The 21,034-nt window shown below is 68.3% G+C and carries 20 protein-coding genes; 2 read left to right on the top strand and 18 right to left on the bottom strand.

The window, feature by feature from the left end; all coding sequences use genetic code 11:
- The 9 genes from AX676_RS06645 to AX676_RS06610 form a co-directional block, all read right to left on the bottom strand.
- Positions 1-483 (bottom strand): SURF1 family cytochrome oxidase biogenesis protein (locus AX676_RS06645; RefSeq protein ID WP_066482237.1); only part of this gene is annotated, 483 nt, incomplete at its 3' end.
- The gene (locus AX676_RS06640; RefSeq protein WP_066482235.1) at positions 480-827 is read right to left on the bottom strand and encodes a DUF983 domain-containing protein; all 348 of its coding nucleotides are present in this window, start codon (positions 825-827) and stop codon (positions 480-482) included. The genes AX676_RS06645 and AX676_RS06640, both read right to left, overlap by 4 nt.
- A 22-nt stretch (positions 828-849) precedes the next feature.
- Positions 850-1,359: a DUF3291 domain-containing protein gene (locus AX676_RS06635; RefSeq protein ID WP_066482233.1), complete on the bottom strand. Its 510-nt coding sequence runs from the start codon at positions 1,357-1,359 to the stop codon at positions 850-852.
- Position 1,360: 1 nt separating this feature from the next.
- The gene (locus AX676_RS06630) at positions 1,361-2,269 is read right to left on the bottom strand and encodes a cytochrome c oxidase subunit 3 (RefSeq protein ID WP_066482229.1); all 909 of its coding nucleotides are present in this window, start codon (positions 2,267-2,269) and stop codon (positions 1,361-1,363) included.
- 41 nt (positions 2,270-2,310) lie between these two features.
- On the bottom strand, positions 2,311-2,844 hold the full coding sequence (locus AX676_RS06625; protein ID WP_066482226.1) for a cytochrome c oxidase assembly protein: 534 nt from the start codon (positions 2,842-2,844) through the stop codon (positions 2,311-2,313).
- Complete coding sequence (locus AX676_RS18040; RefSeq protein WP_197417189.1) at positions 2,841-2,990, bottom strand: hypothetical protein; 150 nt, start codon at positions 2,988-2,990, stop codon at positions 2,841-2,843. The genes AX676_RS06625 and AX676_RS18040 overlap by 4 nt, the downstream gene beginning before the upstream one ends.
- A complete protein-coding gene (locus AX676_RS06620; RefSeq protein ID WP_082731209.1) occupies positions 2,978-3,886 on the bottom strand; it encodes a heme o synthase in 909 nt (302 codons plus the stop codon). The genes AX676_RS18040 and AX676_RS06620 overlap by 13 nt, the downstream gene beginning before the upstream one ends.
- A 186-nt stretch (positions 3,887-4,072) precedes the next feature.
- A complete protein-coding gene (locus AX676_RS06615; protein WP_066482277.1) occupies positions 4,073-5,362 on the bottom strand; it encodes an adenylosuccinate synthase in 1,290 nt (429 codons plus the stop codon).
- 49 nt (positions 5,363-5,411) lie between these two features.
- Positions 5,412-8,846 carry a PAS domain-containing protein gene (locus AX676_RS06610; protein ID WP_231726153.1) on the bottom strand — a complete coding sequence of 1,145 codons (3,435 nt, stop codon included), beginning with the start codon at positions 8,844-8,846 and terminating at the stop codon, positions 5,412-5,414.
- 104 nt (positions 8,847-8,950) lie between these two features.
- On the opposite strand from AX676_RS06610, the gene AX676_RS06605 reads away from it, so the two are divergent.
- The gene (locus tag AX676_RS06605; protein WP_066482224.1) at positions 8,951-9,955 is read left to right on the top strand and encodes a fumarylacetoacetate hydrolase family protein; all 1,005 of its coding nucleotides are present in this window, start codon (positions 8,951-8,953) and stop codon (positions 9,953-9,955) included.
- A gap of 42 nt (positions 9,956-9,997) precedes the next feature.
- On the opposite strand, the gene gyrB is transcribed toward AX676_RS06605, so the two are convergent.
- The 9 genes from gyrB to AX676_RS06560 all read right to left on the bottom strand — a co-directional run bounded on the left by gyrB (position 9,998) and on the right by AX676_RS06560 (position 20,193).
- A complete protein-coding gene (gene gyrB, locus AX676_RS06600) occupies positions 9,998-12,508 on the bottom strand; it encodes a DNA topoisomerase (ATP-hydrolyzing) subunit B (protein WP_066482221.1) in 2,511 nt (836 codons plus the stop codon).
- Positions 12,509-12,586: 78 nt separating this feature from the next.
- Positions 12,587-13,159: a uracil-DNA glycosylase family protein gene (locus AX676_RS06595; RefSeq protein WP_066482216.1), complete on the bottom strand. Its 573-nt coding sequence runs from the start codon at positions 13,157-13,159 to the stop codon at positions 12,587-12,589.
- The gene (locus AX676_RS06590; RefSeq protein WP_066482214.1) at positions 13,156-14,388 is read right to left on the bottom strand and encodes an NAD(P)/FAD-dependent oxidoreductase; all 1,233 of its coding nucleotides are present in this window, start codon (positions 14,386-14,388) and stop codon (positions 13,156-13,158) included. Before AX676_RS06590 ends, AX676_RS06595 begins: the two co-directional genes overlap by 4 nt.
- Positions 14,389-14,441: 53 nt before the next feature.
- Entirely contained in the window at positions 14,442-15,536 is a 1,095-nt protein-coding gene (locus AX676_RS06585) for a serine hydrolase domain-containing protein (protein ID WP_066482210.1), read from the bottom strand.
- Positions 15,533-16,627, bottom strand: a complete 1,095-nt coding sequence (locus tag AX676_RS06580; RefSeq protein WP_066482209.1) for a hypothetical protein — start codon at positions 16,625-16,627, stop codon at positions 15,533-15,535. The genes AX676_RS06585 and AX676_RS06580 overlap by 4 nt, the downstream gene beginning before the upstream one ends.
- Positions 16,624-17,433 carry an alpha/beta fold hydrolase gene (locus AX676_RS06575; RefSeq protein ID WP_066482208.1) on the bottom strand — a complete coding sequence of 270 codons (810 nt, stop codon included), beginning with the start codon at positions 17,431-17,433 and terminating at the stop codon, positions 16,624-16,626. The genes AX676_RS06580 and AX676_RS06575 overlap by 4 nt, the downstream gene beginning before the upstream one ends.
- Positions 17,430-18,737 (bottom strand): hypothetical protein, encoded by a 1,308-nt coding sequence (locus AX676_RS06570; protein ID WP_066644643.1) that lies wholly within the window; start codon positions 18,735-18,737, stop codon positions 17,430-17,432. Before AX676_RS06570 ends, AX676_RS06575 begins: the two co-directional genes overlap by 4 nt.
- A gap of 17 nt (positions 18,738-18,754) precedes the next feature.
- Positions 18,755-19,591, bottom strand: coding sequence for a helix-turn-helix transcriptional regulator (locus tag AX676_RS06565; protein ID WP_066482201.1), 837 nt, complete (start codon positions 19,589-19,591; stop codon positions 18,755-18,757).
- Positions 19,588-20,193: a DedA family protein gene (locus tag AX676_RS06560; RefSeq protein WP_197417190.1), complete on the bottom strand. Its 606-nt coding sequence runs from the start codon at positions 20,191-20,193 to the stop codon at positions 19,588-19,590. The genes AX676_RS06565 and AX676_RS06560 overlap by 4 nt, the downstream gene beginning before the upstream one ends.
- A gap of 187 nt (positions 20,194-20,380) precedes the next feature.
- Between AX676_RS06560 and AX676_RS06555 the strand changes: the two genes are divergently transcribed.
- On the top strand, positions 20,381-21,022 hold the full coding sequence (locus AX676_RS06555; RefSeq protein WP_066482197.1) for a peroxiredoxin-like family protein: 642 nt from the start codon (positions 20,381-20,383) through the stop codon (positions 21,020-21,022).
- Positions 21,023-21,034 lie beyond the last annotated feature (12 nt).

Below are 21,034 nucleotides of genomic sequence, written 5' to 3'. Positions count from 1 at the left end.
GCTGGGGGCAAAGCCGGGGGCGGGGGTTTCGGCGACGAGCATCAGCGTGACCGGCTGGCCGCCGCCGGTCAGCGCCCGCCATAGTCCCGACCCCTCTGCGCGCGTCGTCGTGATCGTGCCCGTCACTTCGCCACCGCGCCAGTCGGGCCTGCGATCGGGCGTCTTTGACACGCCCATGTCGATGCTGAGCAGCGGGCCCTCCGCGCCGGTGCGGCAATCGGCGATGTGACGCCAGCCCAGGCTGCCCGCGCCCTCCGTACGCCAGTCGATCACCTCGAGGCACAACGCGCTCGCCCGGCGGAACAGATGGGCATCGCCGCCGAAGCGCGGGAACGCCATCACCGGTTTAGTCAGGTTGGCACGATATTGCGCGATCAGCGCCGCCTTCTCGCCGCGTCGGTCGAGCTGCCAGATGCCCAGCCCGATCATCGCGGCGACGGCCATGGCAACGATCGCGGTGGGAATGACCGGCCAGCGCGTCATTCGCCATCCCCCTCGACGATCCGCCCCTCGCGGGCGGCGTTGCGATATTCGAGCGCGATCAGTGCCGCCTTGGTCAGCCGCAGCGCCGCGACGATCGTGACGAGCCCGAGCGGCAGCCACAGGAGCAGGTGCACCCACCAGGCCGGGCTGAACGCCAGCTCGACCATGACCGCGAGCACGGTAATCAGCGTGCCGAGGATCAGCGTCAGAAAAGCCGCGGGGCCGTCACCGACGTTGAACGCGCCGAAATCAAGGCCGCAAGCACGGCAGTGTTGCGCGAAGCGCACGGTTCCGGCGAACAGGGTCGGCGCGCGGCATCGCGGGCACAGGCCCTTCACCGCCATCTCGGCCAGTCCGGGCTGGGCGTCAGGCGTGACCGACGCACCAGGGGTCGGGACCCATGTCGACCGGCCCATGTCCGGTGCCGGGGCGGGGGTGGATCGATTTGAAGGTGAAGGCCTGCTCATGTGGGCCATAACGATCGAGCAGCCAAAGTCGTGCCAGCGCATCGTCGATGGTCGGGCGCGTGCCGGCCGGAACCCACCACAACGCCTGATAAGCGCCGTCGAAACGCTCGAACCAGCTGCGGCGTTGCGTCATCACGGGGGTATGCGCGCTGCGATAGACGAAGGCGAACAGCGCGTCCGCATCCTTCCAGACCGACAGGTTCACGATCAGCCGCGGGTCCGGCGTCGGCTGATAGGCGGTGGCGTTGCCGCCATTGTCCTGCAGCCGCCACACAAAGCCGGGCGATGCATCGGCGATGGCATTGATGCGGTCGAGCTCGGCGAAAAAACCGGCGACTTGGCGGTCGTCGGACGGCGCGACGAGCCGCCCGATATTGACCTGTGCAAGCTGCCAGTCGCCGGCATCCATCCTAGTGGATTTCGGCGCCCCAGCCGCCCCAGACATAGACGACGACGAACAGGAACAGCCACACGACGTCGACGAAATGCCAGTACCAGGCGGCGGCTTCGAACCCGAAATGCTGGCGCGGGGTAAAGTGGCCGGCATAGGCGCGATAGAGGCAAACCATCAGGAACAGCGTGCCGATGATGACGTGGAAGCCGTGAAAGCCGGTCGCCATGTAGAAGGCCGAGCTGTAGTTGGACTGGCCGAACGGGAAGGGTGCGTGGGCATATTCATATGCCTGGACAGCGCTGAAGATCAGGCCGAGGATGATCGTCAGCCACAGGCCCTTTTTCAGGCCGTCATGCTCGCCGACGCCGATCAGGCCCCACAGCCCCTTCATCTCGCCGCCGCGCTCGCCGTGGATCAGGGCATGATGCGCCCAGGTTACCGTGGTGCCGGACAGCAGGAGGATGAAGGTGTTGAGCAGCGGGAAGTGGAACGGGTCGATGACCTCCAGCCCCTTGGGCGGCCAGCTCAGCAGCGCGTTCGCGCCGTCCTGGCCGATCAGGTTGGCGACGCCGCTTTCGGTGATTTCGAGCGGCACCGGGAACAGCGAGAAATCGAACCACGACCAAAACCAGCCGACGAAGAACATCACTTCCGACGCGATGAACAGAATCATGCCATAGCGCAGGTGCAGCTGGACGACGGGGGTATGGTCGCCGGCATGCGCCTCGCGCACCACATCCGCCCACCACGATCCCATGAAGAACAGCAGCGCGATCATCGCCACGCCAAAGATCGCCGGGCCGCCGGCCGCGTCGCGCATCCACATGATGCCGCCGGCCGCCGCGCCGAACGCGGCGAGCGAGCACATCATCGGCCAGATGCTGGGGGGAAGAATGTGATAATCGTGGTTCTTGGCGCCGGCCATGATCCGTCCTTGGTCCGTGGGTTCGTTGATCCGGTCGTGCTCTAGCTTGCGCTTTTGCCAGAATCCACCGGGTAAAATGTGTAGGACAGCGTAATTGCGGTAACGTCCTTGGCGTCCGGGTCGTCGGCGATGCGCGGATCGACATAGTAGATCACCGGCATCCGCACTTCCTCGCCGGGCTTGAGCGTCTGTTCGCTGAAGCAGAAGCATTGGATCTTGGTGAAATACTGGCCCGCAATCGCCGGGGTGACGTTGAAGCTGGCGGTGCCCGTGACGGTCCTGTCCGAACGGTTGCGCGCGATGAAATAGGTCATCTCGCGTGCGCCGACCGTCACCTGCTCGGCGCGCACCGACGGCTTGAAGTCCCAAGCGAGCGACTGTGCGGTGTTGCTATCGAACCGCACCGTCACCTGACGGTCGATCGCGCCCGGTGCCGCCTGGCCACGCTGGGTCGTTCCGTTCAATCCCGTGACCTGGCAGAATATCCGGTAGAGCGGGACGCTAGCATAGCCCAGCCCGCCCATGCCGACGACGCCGGCCGCCGCGAGCAATGCGGTGCGCAGATTGCGGGTCATCCGCCCATCCCCGCGCGAATCTTGGCGATGGTGATCGCGAACATCAGGATGCAGAAGCCGCCCAGCATCAACGCCATCACGCGTGCGCGGGCGCGCTGGCGGGCGCGGATCGCCTCGCTTTTCTGGAGGGGGGTCAAAGGATCCATTTGTCGATCACCAATACGCCAAAGAGGATGAAGAGGTAGAGGATGGAAAAGGCGAAGAGCTTCTTTTCCGGCTTCATTTTATCGTCCGCGGCCGGCACACGCATCGCGACGATCGCCGCATACCAGCCGAAGATCACGCCCGTCACGATCGCCGTTATACCGTAGAGCCCGCCGGCCAGCCCCAGCGGCCACGGCGCGATCGCAGCTGCCACCATCGGGATGGTGTAGAGCCCGACCTGTCGCCGGGTCGAGCGTTCGCCGGCAACCACCGGCATCATCGGCACGCCGGCATTGGCATAATCGGTGCGCACGAACAGCGCGAGCGCCCAGCTGTGCGGCGGGGTCCACAAAAAGATGATGAGGAACATGAGAATCGGCAGCGCAGAGACGTCGCCGGTCGCCGCCGCCCAGCCGATCAGCGGCGGAAACGCGCCCGCCGCCCCGCCGATCACGATGTTCTGGGGGGTGCGGCGCTTCAGCCAAACGGTATAGATCAAAACATAATAGAGGATCGATAGCGCCAGGATTCCCGCCGCGACATAGTTGAGCGCGAGGCCCATCAGCACGACCGACAGCACCCCGGTGCCGACACCGAAGTGCAGCGCGGTCTGGCGGTCCATCCGGCCTGCGGGCAGCGGCCGTCCGGCCGTCCGCTTCATCAGCGCGTCGATGTCGCTTTCATACCATTGGTTGAGCGCCGCCGCCGCGCCCGCGCCGAGCGCGATGCACAGGATCGCGGTGAAGCCCAGGACCGGATCGATGCCGCCGGGCGCGGCGAGCATCCCGGCCAGCCCCGAATAAACGACCAGCGTCATCACGCGCGGCTTGGTCAGCGCGAGGAAATCGCGCCAATCGGCCGGCAGCGTCACGGGTTGGGCAGGGGTCACGATGGTCATGTCTGCTTTGAAAGCCTCTTTATCAACCCCAAACCCCGCTCATCCTCAGTAGGGACTGAGCCTGGCGAAGGCCCGTATCGAAGGACGCAGAGGTCGCGTGCGTCCTTCGATACGCCGCTTCGGCAAGCTCAGCGGCTACTCAGGATGAGCGGGCGAAGAAGAAATATGATTCTATCTGCGCACCCTTCAATCCGCGAAGGGATCACGGACCAGAATGGTGTCCTGGCGCTCGGGGCTGGTCGACACGAGCGCCACCGGGCACTGGATCAACTCCTCGATCCGGCGGACATATTTGATCGCCTGCGCGGGCAGATCGGCCCAGCTGCGCGCGCCCGCGGTCGATTCGTGCCAGCCCGCCATCGTTTCATAGACCGGCTCGACCGCTGCCTGGTCCCCGGCATGGGCCGGGAAATGGTCCAGCGTCGCGCCGGCCAGGCGATAGCCGGTGCAGATGCGGATCTCGTCGAACCCGTCGAGCACGTCCAGCTTGGTGAGCGCAATGCCGGTCACGCCCGACACCGCGACCGACTGACGCACCAGCACCGCGTCGAACCAGCCACAGCGGCGCTTGCGCCCCGTGACGGTGCCGAATTCGCGGCCGCGTTCGCCCAGCCGCTCACCGGTCGCGTCCGCCAGCTCGGTGGGGAAGGGGCCGGAGCCGACCCGGGTCGTATAGGCCTTGGCGATGCCGAGCACGAAGCCGACCGCGCCCGGCCCCAGTCCCGACCCGCCCGCCGCGGTGCCCGCGATGGTGTTGGACGAGGTGACGAAGGGATAGGTGCCGTGGTCGATGTCGAGCAGCACGCCCTGCGCGCCTTCGAACAGGATGCGGCGGCCCCGCGCGCGCGCCTCGTTCAGTTCGCGCCACACCGGGCGCGCGTAGGGCAGGACGAAGCCGGCGATCTCGCGCAACTGCGCCAGCAGCTCGGCGCGGTCGATCGCCGCGACGCCGAAACCGGCGCGCAGCGCGTCGTGATGCGCGGTCAGCCGGTCGAGCTGGGGATCGAGCGTGTCGAGATGGGCGAGGTCGCACACCCGGATCGCGCGCCGCCCGACCTTGTCCTCATAGGCGGGACCGATGCCACGCCGCGTCGTGCCGATCTTGCCGGCACCACTTGCATCCTCGCGCAGCGCGTCGAGGTCGCGGTGAAAGGGCAGGATCAGCGCGCAATTGTCCGCGATCATCAGCGTCTCGGGAGTCACCGCGACGCCCTGGCCGCGCAGCCGTTCGACCTCGTCGCGCAGCGCCCAGGGGTCCAGCACGACGCCGTTGCCGATGACGCTGGGCGTGCCGCGCACGATGCCCGACGGCAGCAGCGACAGTTTATAGACCTGTTCGCCGACCACCAGCGTATGACCGGCATTGTGTCCGCCCTGAAACCGCACGACGATGTCGGCGCGTTCGGCCAGCCAGTCGACGATCTTGCCCTTGCCCTCGTCGCCCCATTGGGCGCCGATCACTGCCACATTGGCCACATTGCTTCCTTCGCTGCCGCCGGTTTTGCGGTCCCGGCGACCGGACGCCCTAGTGCGATGCGGCGCGGTCGTCCACCGCCATGACGCGCGGCGAGGGTGAATCCAGCGCTGCGCGTACCCGCCGGGCCAGCGCATCGACGGTGAACGGCTTGACCAGCAGCTCGGTCGTGGTGACGCCGGGGATGCCGGGCAGGTCGGCGGCGGCCGCGTCGCGGACATGGCCACTGGTAAAGAGCACCGCCAGCCCGGGGCGATGCCGGCGCGCGGCGGCGGCGAGCTCGGTGCCCAGCATCCCCGGCATCACCACGTCGGTGAACAGCAGGTCGACCGGCTGGCCCTGGCCGAGCAACGCAAGCGCGGCGTCGGCCGACGCGGCTTCATGGACGACATAACCCAGTTCGCGCAGCGCCTCGCACGAATAGGCGCGAACCCTCGCCTCATCCTCGACGACCAGGATATGCTCGCCCCGGCCGACCGGCGTGTCTTCCGATTTGACCAGGTCGATGCCCGGATCCGCGCTGCCCCGATCGAGCGGCAGCAGCATCCGCACCGTCGTCCCCTGATTCTCGGCGCTGTCGATCGTCACGTGCCCCCCCGATTGCCGGACGAATCCGAACACCTGGCTCAGCCCCAGCCCGGTGCCCTTGCCCACATCCTTGGTGGTGAAGAACGGGTCGAACGCGCGCTCCAGCACCGCGGGGGACATGCCCATGCCCGAATCGGATACCGCGATCTCGACATAGTCGCCGGCATCCACCCCCAGCCGCGCGGCCTGGTCCTGGCTCAGCTGGCGGTTGACCGTGGCGATCGTCAACCGGCCGCCGCGCGGCATCGCATCGCGCGCGTTGACGCCCAGATTGAGGATCGCGTTTTCGAGCTGGCCGGGATCGACCCGCGCATTGCCCAGATCGGCGGCAAGCCAGGTTTCGACCTGCACGCTCTCGCCCAGCGTCCGGTTGAGCAGGTCGATCATCCCGCGCACCATCGCGTTCACGTCGATCGTGCGCGGCTCCAGCGTCGACCGGCGGGAAAAGGCGAGCAGCCGGCGCACCAATGCCGCCGCCCGCTCGGCCCCGTCGCGCGCGGCGACGACGTAACGGGTGATGTCCCGCTCGCCGCGCGCCATCCGCCGCTCGAGCAGGTCGAGCGCGCCGATGACGACGGCGAGCATGTTGTTGAAATCGTGCGCAATGCCGCCGGTCAGCTGGCCGACCGCCTCCATCTTCTGGGCCTGGCGCAACTGGTCCTGCGCTGCCAGCAGCTCGCGCGTGCGCGCCTCGACCGCGTGCTCCAGCTCGACGCGCGATCGGCTGAGCACTTCGCGCGCGTCGACGATCTCCTGGATGTCGGTGCATGTACCGAACCAGCGGGTGATCCGTCCCTGATCGTCGCGCACCGGCTGGGCGCGTCCCAGCACCCAGCGATAGACGCCGCTCACATGGCGCAGGCGATATTCGATGTGATAGGGCTCGCCCGTCGCCAGGCTGTGCGACCATGCGGCGATCGAACGCGCCTGGTCTTCGGGGTGAAAGATGCCGTTCCACAGTTCGCCATCGGTCGAGCCATAAGGAACGCCGGTATATTCATACCAGCGGTCGTTGAAATAATCATGATAACCGTCGGGGCGCGTCGACCAGATCATCTGGTCGACCGAATTGGTGATCGCGCGGAACTTGGCCTCGCTTTCCCTGAGCGCGCTGAGTGCGGCCAGCCGACCGACCGCGTCCCAGGTGATTTCCGCCACGGCCTCGACCAGCGCGATTTCATCCGCGCTCCAGTCGCGCGGCGTGGCGCTGCCGACATGCAGGCTCGCGACCCATTCGCCCGCACGCAGGAGCGGCACGCCGATGCCCGACACCACGGTCCACGACCCGATCGTCTCCTGAAAATCCGGGTCCTCGCGCGCATCGCGCGACAGGATCGTCTGCCCCGATCGATAGCGGTTCAGGATCGTCTCCCCGAGCCGATCGACCGGCACGCTGCCCTGCGTCGGTGGCAATGCGCCCGACGTCCAGCAGGGGCCGAACACCATCCGGTTTTCGCGCACCTGAAAAAACCCGGCACGGTCGAGGCCGAGCTGGGCCGCCAGCGCCTCCGCGGTCTCGCGCATCACGGCTTCCGGGGTCTCCAGCCGCCGCTGACGGTCGGCAAGCCGGTAGATGAAGGACTGGGTCTCGGTCGTGGCATGCAGCGTTTCGACCGCGGCGCGCGCGCGTTCCTCGGCTTCGTAGCGGCGCGTGATGTCGAAACTGATGCCGGCAAAGCGCAGCGGCGACCCGTCGGGCGCATAGGTGACCCGGCCCTGCACCGCGATCCAGCGCACGTCGCCCGCGTCCCGGACGACGCGATACTCGACGTCATACGGCGCACCGGTGGTCAGGCTTTCCTCGATCGCCGCCGAGACGCGCGGCAGGTCGTCGGGATGGATTGCGGGAAAGAAGGCGTTGACGTCGATCCCGCGTGCCGACTCGGCGCCCGACATGCCGTAAAGTTCGGCGAAGCGTGCGTCGCTGATCACCAGCCCAGTGGTGAGGTCCCAGTCCCAGGTGCCCAGGCCGCTCGATGAATCGAGCGCCAGCTTCAGTCGGTCCTCGCTCGCGCGCAGCGCCATTTCCGCGCGTGCACGCTCGGTGATGTCGACGACCTGGATCAGGACGCCCACCATCGTGCCCCCCGCGTCGCGGAACGGCTGGAACGCGAAATCGACCAGCCGTTCCTCGGGCGTATCCTGGCCGGCGCGATGCACCCGGACACTGCGCCCCTCGCCACGATAGGCCTGGCTGGTCGCCCACACCCGGTCGAGCAGTTCGACATAGCCCTGCTCGACGAGCTCGGGCATCACCTCGGCGACCGGTCGCCCCTCCAGCTGGTCGCGCCCGACCAGCTCGCGATAACCGGGATTGGCCAGCTCGTGGACATGCTCCGGCCCGATCACCAGCGCGGCCGCCGCGGGCGTCTGTGCGAACAGCTCGCGCAGACGGGTGATCTCCGCTGTCTGCACCCGCTCCGCCAGGACCAGCCTTGTGGTTTCGTTGCCATGGTTGAGCACGCCCGCAATCCGGCCGTGTTCGTCGCGGATCGGCGTGAAGCTGTAGGTCCAGTAGGTTTCCCGGGGCGCGCCGTCGCGCTCCATGCGCAACAACTGATCATAGGAAGCGTGGCCGATCCCGCTCGCCATCACGCTTTCGAACTGGGGACCGACGACGTCCCAGATGTCGTGCCACACCTCGCGCGCGGGGCGGGCGAGCGCGCCCGGGTGGCGATCCGCCGGAATCGGAGCCCAGGCGTCGTTGTAGAGCAGCCAGAGCGGCTCGCCCCAGTAGATCGCGGTCGGATAGCTCGACGCCAGGCAGAGATCGAGCGCGAAGCGCAGGGCCTGCGGCCAGCTTTCCGGGACGCCGAGCGGGTGCGCCGACCAGTCGATCGCGCGAATACGCGCCGCCATCTCGCCAGGATGATCGAGAAAGCCGAAGGAACTGGTCATCGCCACCGGATGGTGGCAGGCAACGCCGGTGTCAACAACCCCGACCGGTCCTCCGTCTGCCAGCACGGAATTCCGGGCGGTGCTGCAACCCATTGGGAGAGAACATGAAATTAGCCAGTCTCAAACATGGCCGCGACGGTCGCCTGGTGGTCGTGTCCGGCGATCTGGCGTGGTGCGCCGATGCGACGAACATCGCGCCGACATTGCAGGCGGCGCTGGACGATTGGGACAGGCTGGCACCGGCGCTGCGCAACCTCGCCGTCGACCTTGAGCACGAGGCGATCCCGCGCGAGCGCTTCCACGAGCGCGAGGCCGCCTCGCCGCTGCCGCGCGCCTATCAATGGGCCGACGGATCGGCCTATGTGAACCATGTCGCACTGGTCCGGCAGGCACGCGGCGCGGAGCTTCCGGACAGCTTCTGGCACGACCCGCTGATGTATCAGGGCGGGTCCGACGCGTTCCTGGCGCCGCGCGACCCGATCCCGCTCAAGGACGAAAGCTGGGGCTGCGATCTGGAGGGCGAGGTCGTCGTCGTGACCGGTGACGTGCCGATGGGGGCGAGCCGCGACGAAGCGCTGGCGGCGGTCCGCCTGGTCGGGCTGACCAACGACGTGTCGCTGCGCAACCTCATTCCCGGCGAACTGGCCAAGGGCTTCGGCTTTTTCCAGTCCAAGCCGGCCAGCGCCTTTTCGCCGGTGTTCGTGACGCCCGACGCGCTTGGAGACTGGTGGCGCGACGGCAAGCTCCATCGCAAGCTGATGGTCGATCTGAACGGCAGGCCCTTCGGGCGCGCCAATGCTGCCGAGGACATGACCTTCGACTTCGGCACGCTGATCGCGCACGCCGCGCGCACGCGGACGCTGGGGGCGGGGACGATCATCGGTTCGGGCACGGTGTCCAACCGCGACGCCGATGGCGGACCGGGCAAGCCGGTGGCCGAAGGCGGGGTCGGCTACAGCTGCATCGCCGAAATCCGCATGATCGAGACGATCCGCGACGGCACGCCATCGACGCCGTTCCTGAAGGCCGGCGACCGGGTGCGCATCTGGATGGAGGATGATCGCCACCACCCGATCTTCGGCGCGATCGAGCAGACGGTTGTCGGATGAGGACGGTCCGGGCGGGATCGCGCATCCCGTCCCGGACCCGGCTCACACGTCTAGATTAGCGACGCTCAGTGCGTTTTCCTGGATGAATTCGCGGCGCGGTTCGACCACATCGCCCATCAGGCGGGTGAAAATCTCGTCCGCGACATCGGCCTGGTCGACGGTCACGCGCAGCATCGCGCGGTTCTGGGGATCGAGCGTGGTTTCCCACAACTGCTCGGCGTTCATTTCGCCCAGTCCCTTGTAGCGCTGGATCGACAGTCCCTTGCGCCCCGCCGCCAAGATCGCGGCGAGCAGTTCGGAGGGGCGCGACACGAGCGATTCGCCCTTGCCCAACGCGGCGGGTTCGTCGCCATTCTCGTCCGCGCCACCGGCCTCCGCCTCGCCCGACGCGGCGGCGTCGACGGCGGCGTTCTTCAGCGGCACCAGCCGCGCCAGACCCTGGTAGCTGGCGACTTCCTCGCTCGCCAGCGCGTGCAGCTTGCGCGCTTCGGCGGAGGCGACGAAGGCGGGCTCGATGATGTGATGATCGGTGACGCCGCGCCACAGCCGGCGGAAATGATAGCCGCCTTCGCCGGTGACTTCGACCGACCAGCGCGCCTCGCGATCGCTCAGCTCGAGCGCGCGCGCCACCGGATCGGCGCGTGACGCGCGTTCGGCGCGCGGCGCTTCGGGGTCGAGCGCGCCGGTCAGCGCCAGCGTCTCGACGATCACCGGATCATAGCGACGCGGGACATAGCGCATCAGCGTGCGCATCCGTCGTGCATGATCGACCAGCGCGCGCAGATCGGCGCCGGTGCGGCGCGCGCCCGCGGCGGTATCGAGCGCGTTGGCCGCCACGCCTGCTTCGACCAGATAGGCGTCGAGCGCGGCATCGTCCTTCAGATAGACTTCGGAGCGGCCTTTCGTGGCCTTGTACAGCGGCGGCTGCGCGATGAAGAGGTGCCCGTTCTCGATGATCTCGGGCATCTGGCGATAGAAGAAGGTGAGCAGCAGGGTGCGGATATGCGCGCCGTCGACATCGGCGTCGGTCATGATCACGATCTTGTGATAGCGCAGCTTGGCGATGTTGAAATCGTCGCGGCCGATGCCGGTGCCCATCGCCTGGATCAGCGTGCCGATCTCGCGGCTCGACAGCATCCGGTCAAAGCGCGCGCGCTCGACGTTCAGGATCTTGCCCCTCAGCGGCAGGATCGCCTGGAAATGCCGGTCGCGGCCCTGTTTGGCGCTGCCGCCCGCCGAATCGCCCTCGACCAGGAACAATTCCGACTTGGCGGGGTCGCGCTCCTGGCAATCGGCCAGCTTGCCGGGCAGGCTGGCGATATCCATCGCGCCCTTGCGCCGGGTCAGCTCGCGTGCCCGCTTGGCGGCTTCGCGCGCGGCGGCGGCGTCGATCACCTTCTGGATGATCGCACGGGCATGGGCGGGGTTTTCCTCCAGCCATTCGGCGAGCTTGTCGGCCATCAGGCTTTCGAGCGGCTGGCGGACTTCGGAGGAGACCAGCTTGTCCTTGGTCTGGCTGGAAAACTTGGGGTCCGGCAGCTTGACGGAGACGATGGCGGTCAGCCCCTCGCGCATGTCGTCGCCGGTGAGGGAGACTTTCTCCTTCTTCAGCATCCCCGACTTGTCGGCATAATTGTTGAGCGTGCGGGTCAGCGCCGCGCGGAATGCCGCCAGATGCGTACCGCCGTCGCGCTGGGGGATGTTGTTGGTGAAGGCGAGGACATTTTCGTAATAGCTGTCGTTCCACTCCAGCGCGACGTCGATGCCGACATCGTCGCGATGGCCGTTGATCGCCACCGGCTCGGGCATCAGGGGCTGCTTGTTGCGGTCGAGATATTTGACGAACGCGGCGATCCCGCCCTCGTAGAACAGCTCGATCTGCCGGGGCTCTTCGTGCCGGGCGTCGTTGAGGAACAGCCGCACGCCCGAATTGAGGAAGGCGAGCTCGCGATAGCGGTGCTCGAGCTTGTCGAAATCGAACTCGGTGATCTTGAAGGTGGCGGGGCTGGGCAGGAAGGTGACGCGCGTGCCCTTCTTTCCGGCGGGCGCCGGGCCGACCACCTTGAGCGGCGCCACCGCGTCACCGAACGCGAACCGCATGTAATGTTCCTGGCCGTCGCGCCAGATGGTGAGGTCGAGCCATTCGGACAGCGCGTTGACGACGCTGACGCCGACGCCGTGCAGCCCGCCCGATACCTTGTACGCGTTGGTGTCCGACGTATTCTCGAACTTTCCGCCTGCGTGCAGCTGGGTCATGATGACCTCTGCCGCCGACACGCCTTCCTCCGGGTGGATGCCGGTCGGAATGCCGCGGCCATTGTCCTCGACCGACACCGAGCCGTCCGCGTTGAGCGTGATGTCGATCCGGTCGCAATGACCGGCCAGCGCTTCGTCGATCGCATTGTCGGAAACCTCGAACACCATGTGGTGCAGGCCGGAGCCGTCATCGGTGTCGCCGATATACATGCCGGGGCGTTTGCGCACTGCGTCGAGGCCCTTCAGGACCTTGATCGAATCTGCGCCATAATCATTGGAATTGGGGTCGGTTGCCATAGCGAGGATATAGGGAGTGGCGGGGGTCAGGGAAAGCGAAATGCGGCATTGCCGCACGCAGCGGCAAGCGCCTTTCGGCTAAATGAATTGGCGGACTGCGCCGCGCAGGACGGGCAGTACCTGTTCGGCAAACCACGGGTTTCGCCGCATCCAGCCGGTGCTGCGCCATGCGGGGTGGGGCAGGGGAAACAGGTGCGGGCCCCAGCGGTTGAACGCGCGCACCCGATCGGTCATCGTCATGCCCGGCGCGCGCGGCAGATAGCGCGCCTGCGCATGGCTGCCGACCAGCAGGGTCAGGCGATCGCGCGGCAGCATCGCCAGCACGGCGTCATGCCACAGCGGCGCGCATTCGGGGCGCGGTGGCAGGTCGGCATTGGCACCCTTGCCCGGATAACAAAAGCCCATCGGCACCAGCGCGACGCGCGCGGGATCGTGCAGTGTCGCCATCTCGATCCCGGTCCATTCGCACAGCCGCGCCCCGCTCGCATCGTCCCACGGCACGCCGCTTTCGTGCACCCGCGCACCGGGGGCCTGGCCGATGATCAGCAACCGCGCGGTCGGGCTGAAGCGGACCACCGGGCGCGGCGGATGCGGCAGATGCCGGGCACAGTGCGTGCACCCGGCAATCCGCGCCGCCAGTTCGCCGCTCATTCCCGGATGAGTTCCTTCAGCGGCACGGTCGTGTCGGCGAGCCGCTCGGGGTCGATCCGCGCGCGCGCCGTCACCAGTGCGCGGCCCTGGACATAGTCGCGCGTCGCATTGACGCAGTCGAGCGCGATCACCCGGCCCTCGCGCAGATAGAGGACTGCGAACTGCCGCGCCGCGGGGTCGCCGCGCAGCACGGTCGCGTCATGTCCCGCCGACAATCCGACGGTCTGGAGCTTGAGGTCGTACTGGTTGGACCAGAACCACGGTACCGCATCGTAATGCGCGGGCTCGCCCAGGATCGACTGGACCGCGACATTGGCCTGGTCGTGCGCGTTCTGGACCGATTCCAGCCGGATCATCGCCCCGCCGGCATAGGGATTGGCATGGTGTGCGCAGTCTCCGATCGCATAGATGTGGGGCAGCGAGGTGCGGCATTGGGTGTCGACATCGACGCCGTTGCCCCCCGCCGCGCCCGCCGCCAGCAACGGCGCGACGGCGGGGACGATGCCGATGCCGACGATCACCATCTGCGCGGGCAGCACCGTGCCGTCGGCCAGCCGCACGCCGCTGACCCGGCCTTCATCGCCCTCGATCGCCGCGACCGCGCTCGACAGGCGGATGTCGACGCCGTGCGCGCGGTGTTCGGCCTCGTAAAAGCGCGACAGGTCGGGGCCGGCGACGCGGGCCAGCACGCGGTCCTGTGCCTCGACCACGGTCACCGCCCGCCCGAGCTTGGTCAGCACGGCTGCCGCCTCCAACCCGATATAGCCGCCGCCGATCACCACCACGTCGCGCACCCCGGGCAGTTCCGCGATCATCCGGTCGGCATCGGCGCGGTCGCGCACGCAATGGACACCGCTCAGCGCGTGGCCGGGGCACGCGATGCGTCGCGCCCGACCGCCGGTCGCCCAGATCAGGTCGCCATAACCGATCGTCGCGCCGCCCGCGGTGTCCAGCCGCCGTGCAGCCGGATCGACCGCGGTCACCTCGGTACCGGGCAGCAGCGTGACCGCGCGCTCGGCCCAAAAGCCGGCCGGGCGGATCAGCATGCGCTCGAACGGCTTGTCGCCCGCCAGATAGTCCTTGCTGAGCGGCGGGCGTTCATAAGGCAGCTCGGGCTCGTCCCCGACGAGCGCGATCGTCCCGGCAAAGCCGCGCTGGCGCAGGACGATCGCGGCCTGTGCCCCGCCATGCCCAGCGCCGACGATCACCACGTCGAACCTGTCCGCCATCCCGTCATCCTCTTTCCTGCTCGCGGTCCTTTGGCGGACCCCCGCGCGACGGTCTATCCCGTAACTGCGCTGCCAAGCATCCGCAGCATCTCCCGATGAAGCGCGTGGGTGCCGTCGTTCGACGGGGACGGCCGCCACGCGGTCTTGACCATCGCGGTGCCGGTCCGCCCGTCGATCAGCAGTCGCTGGCCGTGCACGCCGATCGCGCCGATCACGCCGTCGCCCTGCTGCCACCACAGGTCGCGATAGCCCCAGCCGCGCCGCTCAACGTCGTCGCCGATCGCCTGGATGGGGCCGAACATCCGGGCGACGCTCGCCTCCGCCATCACCCGGCGGGTGCCGACGCTACCGCCCGCGCTCAGCATCGCGGCAAGGCGCGCCAGATCCTCGGGCACGGCGTTCAGCCCGGTGCCGGCGATCTCGTCGCCTGCGGTGTCGAGGATAAGGTGGGCGGGATGCGCCGCGCCGATCGGCACCCATAACAGCTCGCCGAGCAGATCGCCGAGCCGCGCCCCCGTCGCCGCGCGCAGCACCCAGCCGATCATGTCGGCGACCGGGGTGCGATAGGCGAATCCGTCGATCGGCGCACGCCGCCCGATCGTCTTAAGCGCCGCGCGCGTGCCGCCGGGGGCATCGCGCCAGTAATGGCTGGAGTAGCGATGAATCTCGCCGCGCGGATCGGCATAGCTTTCGTCGAACGCGACCCCGTCGCGCATCGCCAGCAAAGCGCCCAGCGTCGCGTCGGTAAAGGCGGTGCCGCGAAAGTCGGGCAGATAGTCGACCACCCGACGCGTCTCCGTAACCGCGCCCTGGTCGATCAGGATGCGGGCGATCAGGCCGAAAACCGACTTCGTGACCGAAAACAGCATATGCCGGTCGTCGACACGCATCGGCGGACGATATTCCTCGTGATGGACGACACCGTCGGTCACCGCGATCACCGCGCTGGCATCGGCGGGCGCGATCATTGTGGCCCAGCCGGGCGGATCGGGCCGGATCGCCCGCGGCAGCGCACGTGGCCGGACGGCGGCGGGCACGATGCGATGCGGCAGGAAAGTATCGGTATGGCGAAATGCCCAGGCTTGCGTCGCGGGCGCCTTCCAGTCGGTCGGGTCGAAACCGGCGGGCGGTGGCTCGGGACGGATCATGCGGTCGGCGGATAGAGCCTGACGAGCCGCCGTTCCAGTTGCCACAGCCGGATGAAGTCGCGCCACCGGTCGGGCTGGAAACCACGCTGCCGGTTCGCTGCGCCGATCGCGAACAGCCACCGGAACTGGGTGAACAGCACGCGATAGGCGTCGCGCAGCCGCATCCGGCTGTCCCAGATGTGCGTCGCCTCCGCCCCCGCGCCGTTGACCTCGACGATGCGGAACCCTTCGCCGCGCTGGAATGCCGCGAAATCGCCGAAGCGCACGTCGAAGCGGCCGAAATGGAATTCGGGAATGGCGCGCGCGATCTGGTCGAAGCGTGCAGTGAGCTCGGGCGTGATATGGCGCGCGCCATCGCGAAAGATCGCGCCGCGGCTGTGGCTGCCGGCAAAGGCCAGCCGCACGCGCTCGCCCGCCGCGACGACCAGGTCGAGGCGATCGGGATGGCGGTGGAAATAGAGGTGGTGGAGCGGGCCGGCGCGTGGATCGGCAAGGATCAGCGCGCGCAGCGTCGACCGCCCGTCGCCGACGACATGCGGAAAATGCTTGAGCGTCAGCGAGAAGATGTGCCCCTGCGCCGCGCCCGGCGGACGGACGTAGAATACGCCGGCTTCGCCCTCGACATCGACCATCTGCTGCAAGAGCAGCCGGTGCCCGGCGGGAAACGCGGCGAGATAGGCGACCAGCTGATCGCCATCGCGCACCGGCCGCACGCCTGCGCCGCGGCAGCCCAGATCGGGCTTGGCGACGACCGGCAGGCTGAGGCCCGCCGCAGTCATGGCCGCGCGGGCACGTGTGGCCGTCGTCGCGGCGTCGTCTTCGCCCCGGTCGAACGCGATATAGGGCGCGACCCATTGCCGCGCGTCGCCCCCGACCAGGTCGAGGATTTGGCTCTTCGATTCGCCGACCAGCCCGCCCGCCGGAAAGCTCGGATTGGCGAGCAGCGGCAGGCGCAGCCCGCGGTGCCGGATCGCCAGCAGGACCAGCCACGCCCAGACCGGCGGATAGAAGCGCCACGCCGGCCAGAACTCGAAGCGCGAAACCACCGGCGCGGGATCGAGCGGCGGCATGGCGGGGCTGCCCGTCATCATGTCGCGCGCGCCATGATCGCGATTTCGCGCGCGATGACGCGGGGGTGCTTCCAGGGCAGGAAATGGTCCTGGCGGTCGAGGCGGATGACGCGCAACGGGTGCGCGGCGGTGAAACGCGCGGTCATGTAGGGCACGTTGGCATAGGGCACCTGTACATCGGCGGTGCCGTGGATGATCGTCACCGGCTGGCGCACGTCGTCCAGTCGCGGGGCCAGCGCGATCAGCTCGTGCTTCAGCGCCAGCAGCTCGCGATTGGCATTGGCAAGCATGCGCGGCAGCAATCCCTTGAGCGTCAGCCATTCGCCGACCCATTGTGCGGGGTGCACCTTTTCCTGTCCCGGATCGAGCGCGGCGGCGAGCAGGATCACCCCGCCGACGCGTTCCGGCATTCGCGCCGCCGCCGCGGCCGCGACGGGCCCGCCATAGGAATGGCCGACCAGGATTGGCCAATGGCCGTTGCGCGCCACGAGCAGCGGGGCGATCGCATCGGCATGCGCGGCGAGCGTGACGACCGCATCCGCCGGCTGCGACTGACCAAAGCCGGGGCGGTCGATCGCCAGATATTCGAACCCCGCCGGCGCGTTTTCGACGGTCGCGCGCCAGCCCGCCGCATCGCCCGGGGTGCCGTGGATGAAGATGACCCGCCGTCCGCCCGGCGTGCCGCCGCGCAACATGCTGATCCGCCAACCCGGCGGTACGGCGGTGGTATAGCTTTCGCGCGTCACGGCGGCGGGCCCGGCCGGCTTGTCCGCGCTGCCCGCCAGCCCGACCGCGGCGAGTGCCAGCGGTACGGCACGCGCCTTCATGCCGCCAGCGTGTCGGCCGTGTCCACGATCAGCCGGGCATGGCATCGCCGTACGGCCGGTGCGGCGCGCCGGGCCAGTGCGCGCGCGCCCGCTATGTCCCCGCTGCGCAACAGCGCGTCGACAGCGATGCGTGCGAACAGGTCGCGCTGGACCACGCTGCCGCCCGCCAGGTGCAGCTGGTCGTGCACATGGCCCAGGCGCATCGCCGCGCGCGGATAGTCGCCGGTCGCGTGCGCGATCATCCCGGCCAGCGCGTCGGGCATCATCATGCGCCACGGCGCTTCGGCCCGTCCCGCATGGGCATCGGCCGCCGCGATCAGATCGCCCAGGGCGTCGCCTGCGTCGCTGCGTGCCAGCGCATAGGCGTAATGGAGGTCCAGAAAGCCATCGACCGCGTCGCCCGCGAACGGTGCGATTTCGCGCGCCAGCTCCGCCCAGCGGTCGCCGACGTCGCCGCCGGCCAGCTCGAGCCGCGCAAGCAGGGCCACCGCGTTGATCTGGTCCTGACAGTAATCGTGCCGTCGCGCCCACACGCGCGCATCGTACAGCTCTATCGCGCGCGCCATGTCGCCCAGCTCGAGGTGAAACAACGCGGCGTGCCACCAATTGTGGGTGTAGAGAAAGGACGAGCAGTCCGCCCAGGCGGCCGCATGGCTCTCGAGCCAGTCGACGCCGTCACGCGCACGGCCCATGGCATCGAAGGCATGGGCCAGCGCATGGTGCGCCCATGGATCGTCAGTGAGGGCGATGCCGCGCCGGGCCGCGCGCTCGGCGCCGCGCGCATCGCCGGTCTCGCCGAGCGCGAAGGCGTGCATCGCGTGGACGCGGCCGTCGAGTTCGTGGTGACGCACCAGCATCGTCGCGGTGCGCAGCATATCGGCGGAACGACCGCTGGCGAATTGCAGATATTGCAACAGCTTGGCGGCGAACAGGTCGCGCGGCTCGTCGTCGAGCACCGCGGTCAGCCGGGCAATCGCCAGCTGCGGCTGCCCGTTGCCCCATGCCAGGATGGCGGCGATGACGCCACGTTCGCGTGCGCTGTCCGCCCGGCCGGCCCGGGCACCGTCCAGATAGGGCCGGGCGCGCGCAATCGCCGCCCGGGTCAGCGCGAACAGGTGCGCGGCCGCGCCATAGGCCTGGGCGATCGCGCATTCAGGGTCACGCGCGATCGCGGTGAAGACGATCGCCGCGCCCTGACCATAGCCGAGCAGTTCTTCTTCAAAGGCGTGCAGCAGGGCAGCGACCTCTGGATCGTGCGTCGATACGGCCAGCCCGCGCGGTGTGCTGAATCCTGTTCCGGTCATCGCAGTCCCGCCGTCGCTCACGCCACGACCTGATTGTTCAGGCCGCTGCGGATGCCCCCGCGGTAGGCGGCGGGCGTCGTGCCGACAATACGCCGGAAGCGTCGCGTAAGGTGGCTTTGATCAACGAAGCCGCACGCGGCGGCGACCTGGCTCGCCGGCTCGCCGATCGCGAGCAGCCGCCTGGCCATGTCGATCCGCGCCTGGGTCTGGAATTGCCACGGCGTCAGGCCGGTTTCCGCGCGAAAGACCCGGATCAGGTGGAATTTGCTGATCCCGGCGATCTCGACGAGTTGCTCCAGGGTCACGCGCTTGTTCGCCTCCGTCATCAAATGCTCGCGCACGCGGCGCACGGCCTCGCGTTCGACGCTCTGCGCCGTGGCACCGGCACCCAGGATGGCATGTTCGACCAGCAGCGCAAGAAAATCAGTCAGCGCGGCTTCGCGGTCGGCCGCATCGGCGGTCGACACCAATGTCTCGGAGAGCCGGGTAAAGGCGCGCGCGACATCGGCGTTGGTGATTACCGGGCCGGCCAGGATCGGCAGGCCGCTTTGCCCCGCCGCGGCGATTGCCCGGCGCATCCGCTCGGGCGGGAGGAACAGCGCGCGATAGCCCCACCCCTTTCCGGGCAGGCTGCCGCCTTCGTGCACGACCCCGGGGTTGATCGTGCGCAGGCTGCCCGCTGCCGACCTGCCGGGCTGGCCGGCCTGGACAAAGTCCTCGGTGCCTTCGGTGGTTAGCCCGATCAGGTAATCGGCGTGGCTGTGCGGCGGGAAGCGGTGCTTGCGGTAAAAGGCGTGGACATGCTCGACGGCAAGGTCGGCGTCGAAGCGGAAGATCGCATATTCGCCCTTCATGATGCGGCATCGGTCGGCAGCGCAGCCGCCGGGCGAAGCCAGCGACGCAGGAGTGCGGGCGACGCGGCGATCAGCACGACGACGCCGATCGCGATGCCCCAGCCGAGCCCGCCGAAGCGGCCGACGCCCTGCATCCCAAGCTTGGAGGAGATCACGAAGAGTAGCGGCGTCCACAGCAGGGCGGTGCCGATCACCGCGGCAAGGAAGGGCTTGATCGGCATGCGGACCGCGCCGGCGGCGAGATAGACCGGCAGGCGAAAACCCGGCGCAAAGCGCGCGAGGATGACGATCGGCAGGGCGTTTCGGCTGATCCAGGCGAGCGCCGACTGGACGAGCGGCTGGGCGAGCAGGCGCGCGATCGGCCCAAAGCTTCCGAACCAGCGTGCGGCGACATAAAGGACCACGTCGCCCAGGATCGTTCCGGCCAGCAGCGCCGCAATGGCGATGCCGGGATCCAGCAGCATCTGGGATGCGAGCAGCGCGACGGTGACGACCGCGACGTCCTCGAGCAGGAAGGTCGCGATCAGGATGGTCACGACCAGCGGAACCGGCTGCGTCGCGACCGCGGTCAGCATATCGGCAAGCGCGTAGCTCGGTTCCATCGTCTCGCTCCACATGGCCGGATCGGCACATCCTTGTGGCGGAGCGCGCGAGCCGCGAGAAATGCCTGGTTGCGATTGGTTCGATAGCCGGTGTGCATTGCATCCCCGGCGGCGATACGCGCCGCCTATCGAACTGATGCGCGCTGCCCCCTTCCGTCGGACCCGGTTTCGCGGGCATAGGGCCGACATGGCTCAGCCCCCGACTCTTCGCGACAAGCTGGTCGAATGCAGCCAGACCCTTGAGGACTGGATGCCGATCTATGACGCCTTCGTCGCGCGATTGCGGGGCCTGGGCGTCGGCGAGCTGGCGCCGAGGCCGGGCGATCGGTTCGTCGATTTCGTCCTGCCCGACATCAACGGCCGCTTTCACTCGCTCGACACGATGGTCGCCAATGGCCCGCTGGTGCTCAGCTTCAATCGCGGCGGCTGGTGTCCCTATTGCCGCAGCGAGCTTGCGACGTGGCGCACGCACGAGGCCGATCTCGCCGGGCTTGGCGCGCGCTTCGTTTCGATCGCGGCGGAAGTGGGCGGGCGCGCAAAGGTGCTCGGCGACATTCTGGGACCTGGGGCGCTCGTGTTGTGCGACATCGATCACGGCCTTGCGCTCATGGCCGGGCTCGCCTTTCACTGCGAGGCCGATCTTCGCCGGCGCTACCTCGACTGCGGCCTCGATCTTTCGGAAATCTACGGCACCGACAATGGGCTTCTGCCGGTCCCCGCGACCTTCGTGCTGACCCCGGACAAGATCGTGCGCTATGCGTTTCTCGATCCCGATTTCCGCAAGCGGGCCGATCCGTCGGACGTGCTTTCCGTCCTGGCGGCGCTCTAGGCGCCGGCGCAA

It is taken from the genome of Sphingomonas sp. CCH21-G11 (genome assembly GCF_001555965.1).
In the GTDB taxonomy this organism is placed as follows: Bacteria; Pseudomonadota; Alphaproteobacteria; order Sphingomonadales; family Sphingomonadaceae; genus Sphingomonas.
Note: the sequence above shows the minus strand (reverse complement) of the source record. Positions and strands in the feature narration are given on the sequence as shown.

Coding starts and splice junctions, on each gene's coding strand:
- AX676_RS06635 (WP_066482233.1), bottom strand. CDS start 1,359: ATGGATGCCGGCGACTGGCAGCTTGCACAGGTCAATATCGGGCGGCTC.
- AX676_RS06630 (WP_066482229.1), bottom strand. CDS start 2,269: ATGGCCGGCGCCAAGAACCACGATTATCACATTCTTCCCCCCAGCATC.
- AX676_RS06575 (WP_066482208.1), bottom strand. CDS start 17,433: ATGAAGGCGCGTGCCGTACCGCTGGCACTCGCCGCGGTCGGGCTGGCG.
- AX676_RS06585 (WP_066482210.1), bottom strand. CDS start 15,536: ATGATCCGTCCCGAGCCACCGCCCGCCGGTTTCGACCCGACCGACTGG.
- AX676_RS06570 (WP_066644643.1), bottom strand. CDS start 18,737: ATGACCGGAACAGGATTCAGCACACCGCGCGGGCTGGCCGTATCGACG.
- gyrB (WP_066482221.1), bottom strand. CDS start 12,508: ATGGCAACCGACCCCAATTCCAATGATTATGGCGCAGATTCGATCAAG.
- AX676_RS06620 (WP_082731209.1), bottom strand. CDS start 3,886: ATGACCATCGTGACCCCTGCCCAACCCGTGACGCTGCCGGCCGATTGG.
- AX676_RS06610 (WP_231726153.1), bottom strand. CDS start 8,846: ATGACCAGTTCCTTCGGCTTTCTCGATCATCCTGGCGAGATGGCGGCG.
- AX676_RS06555 (WP_066482197.1), top strand. CDS start 20,381: ATGGCTCAGCCCCCGACTCTTCGCGACAAGCTGGTCGAATGCAGCCAG.
- AX676_RS06595 (WP_066482216.1), bottom strand. CDS start 13,159: ATGAGCGGCGAACTGGCGGCGCGGATTGCCGGGTGCACGCACTGTGCC.
- AX676_RS06560 (WP_197417190.1), bottom strand. CDS start 20,193: ATGGAACCGAGCTACGCGCTTGCCGATATGCTGACCGCGGTCGCGACG.
- AX676_RS06580 (WP_066482209.1), bottom strand. CDS start 16,627: ATGATGACGGGCAGCCCCGCCATGCCGCCGCTCGATCCCGCGCCGGTG.
- AX676_RS06605 (WP_066482224.1), top strand. CDS start 8,951: ATGAAATTAGCCAGTCTCAAACATGGCCGCGACGGTCGCCTGGTGGTC.
- AX676_RS06590 (WP_066482214.1), bottom strand. CDS start 14,388: ATGGCGGACAGGTTCGACGTGGTGATCGTCGGCGCTGGGCATGGCGGG.
- AX676_RS06565 (WP_066482201.1), bottom strand. CDS start 19,591: ATGAAGGGCGAATATGCGATCTTCCGCTTCGACGCCGACCTTGCCGTC.
- AX676_RS06625 (WP_066482226.1), bottom strand. CDS start 2,844: ATGACCCGCAATCTGCGCACCGCATTGCTCGCGGCGGCCGGCGTCGTC.
- AX676_RS06640 (WP_066482235.1), bottom strand. CDS start 827: ATGGCGGTGAAGGGCCTGTGCCCGCGATGCCGCGCGCCGACCCTGTTC.
- AX676_RS18040 (WP_197417189.1), bottom strand. CDS start 2,990: ATGGATCCTTTGACCCCCCTCCAGAAAAGCGAGGCGATCCGCGCCCGC.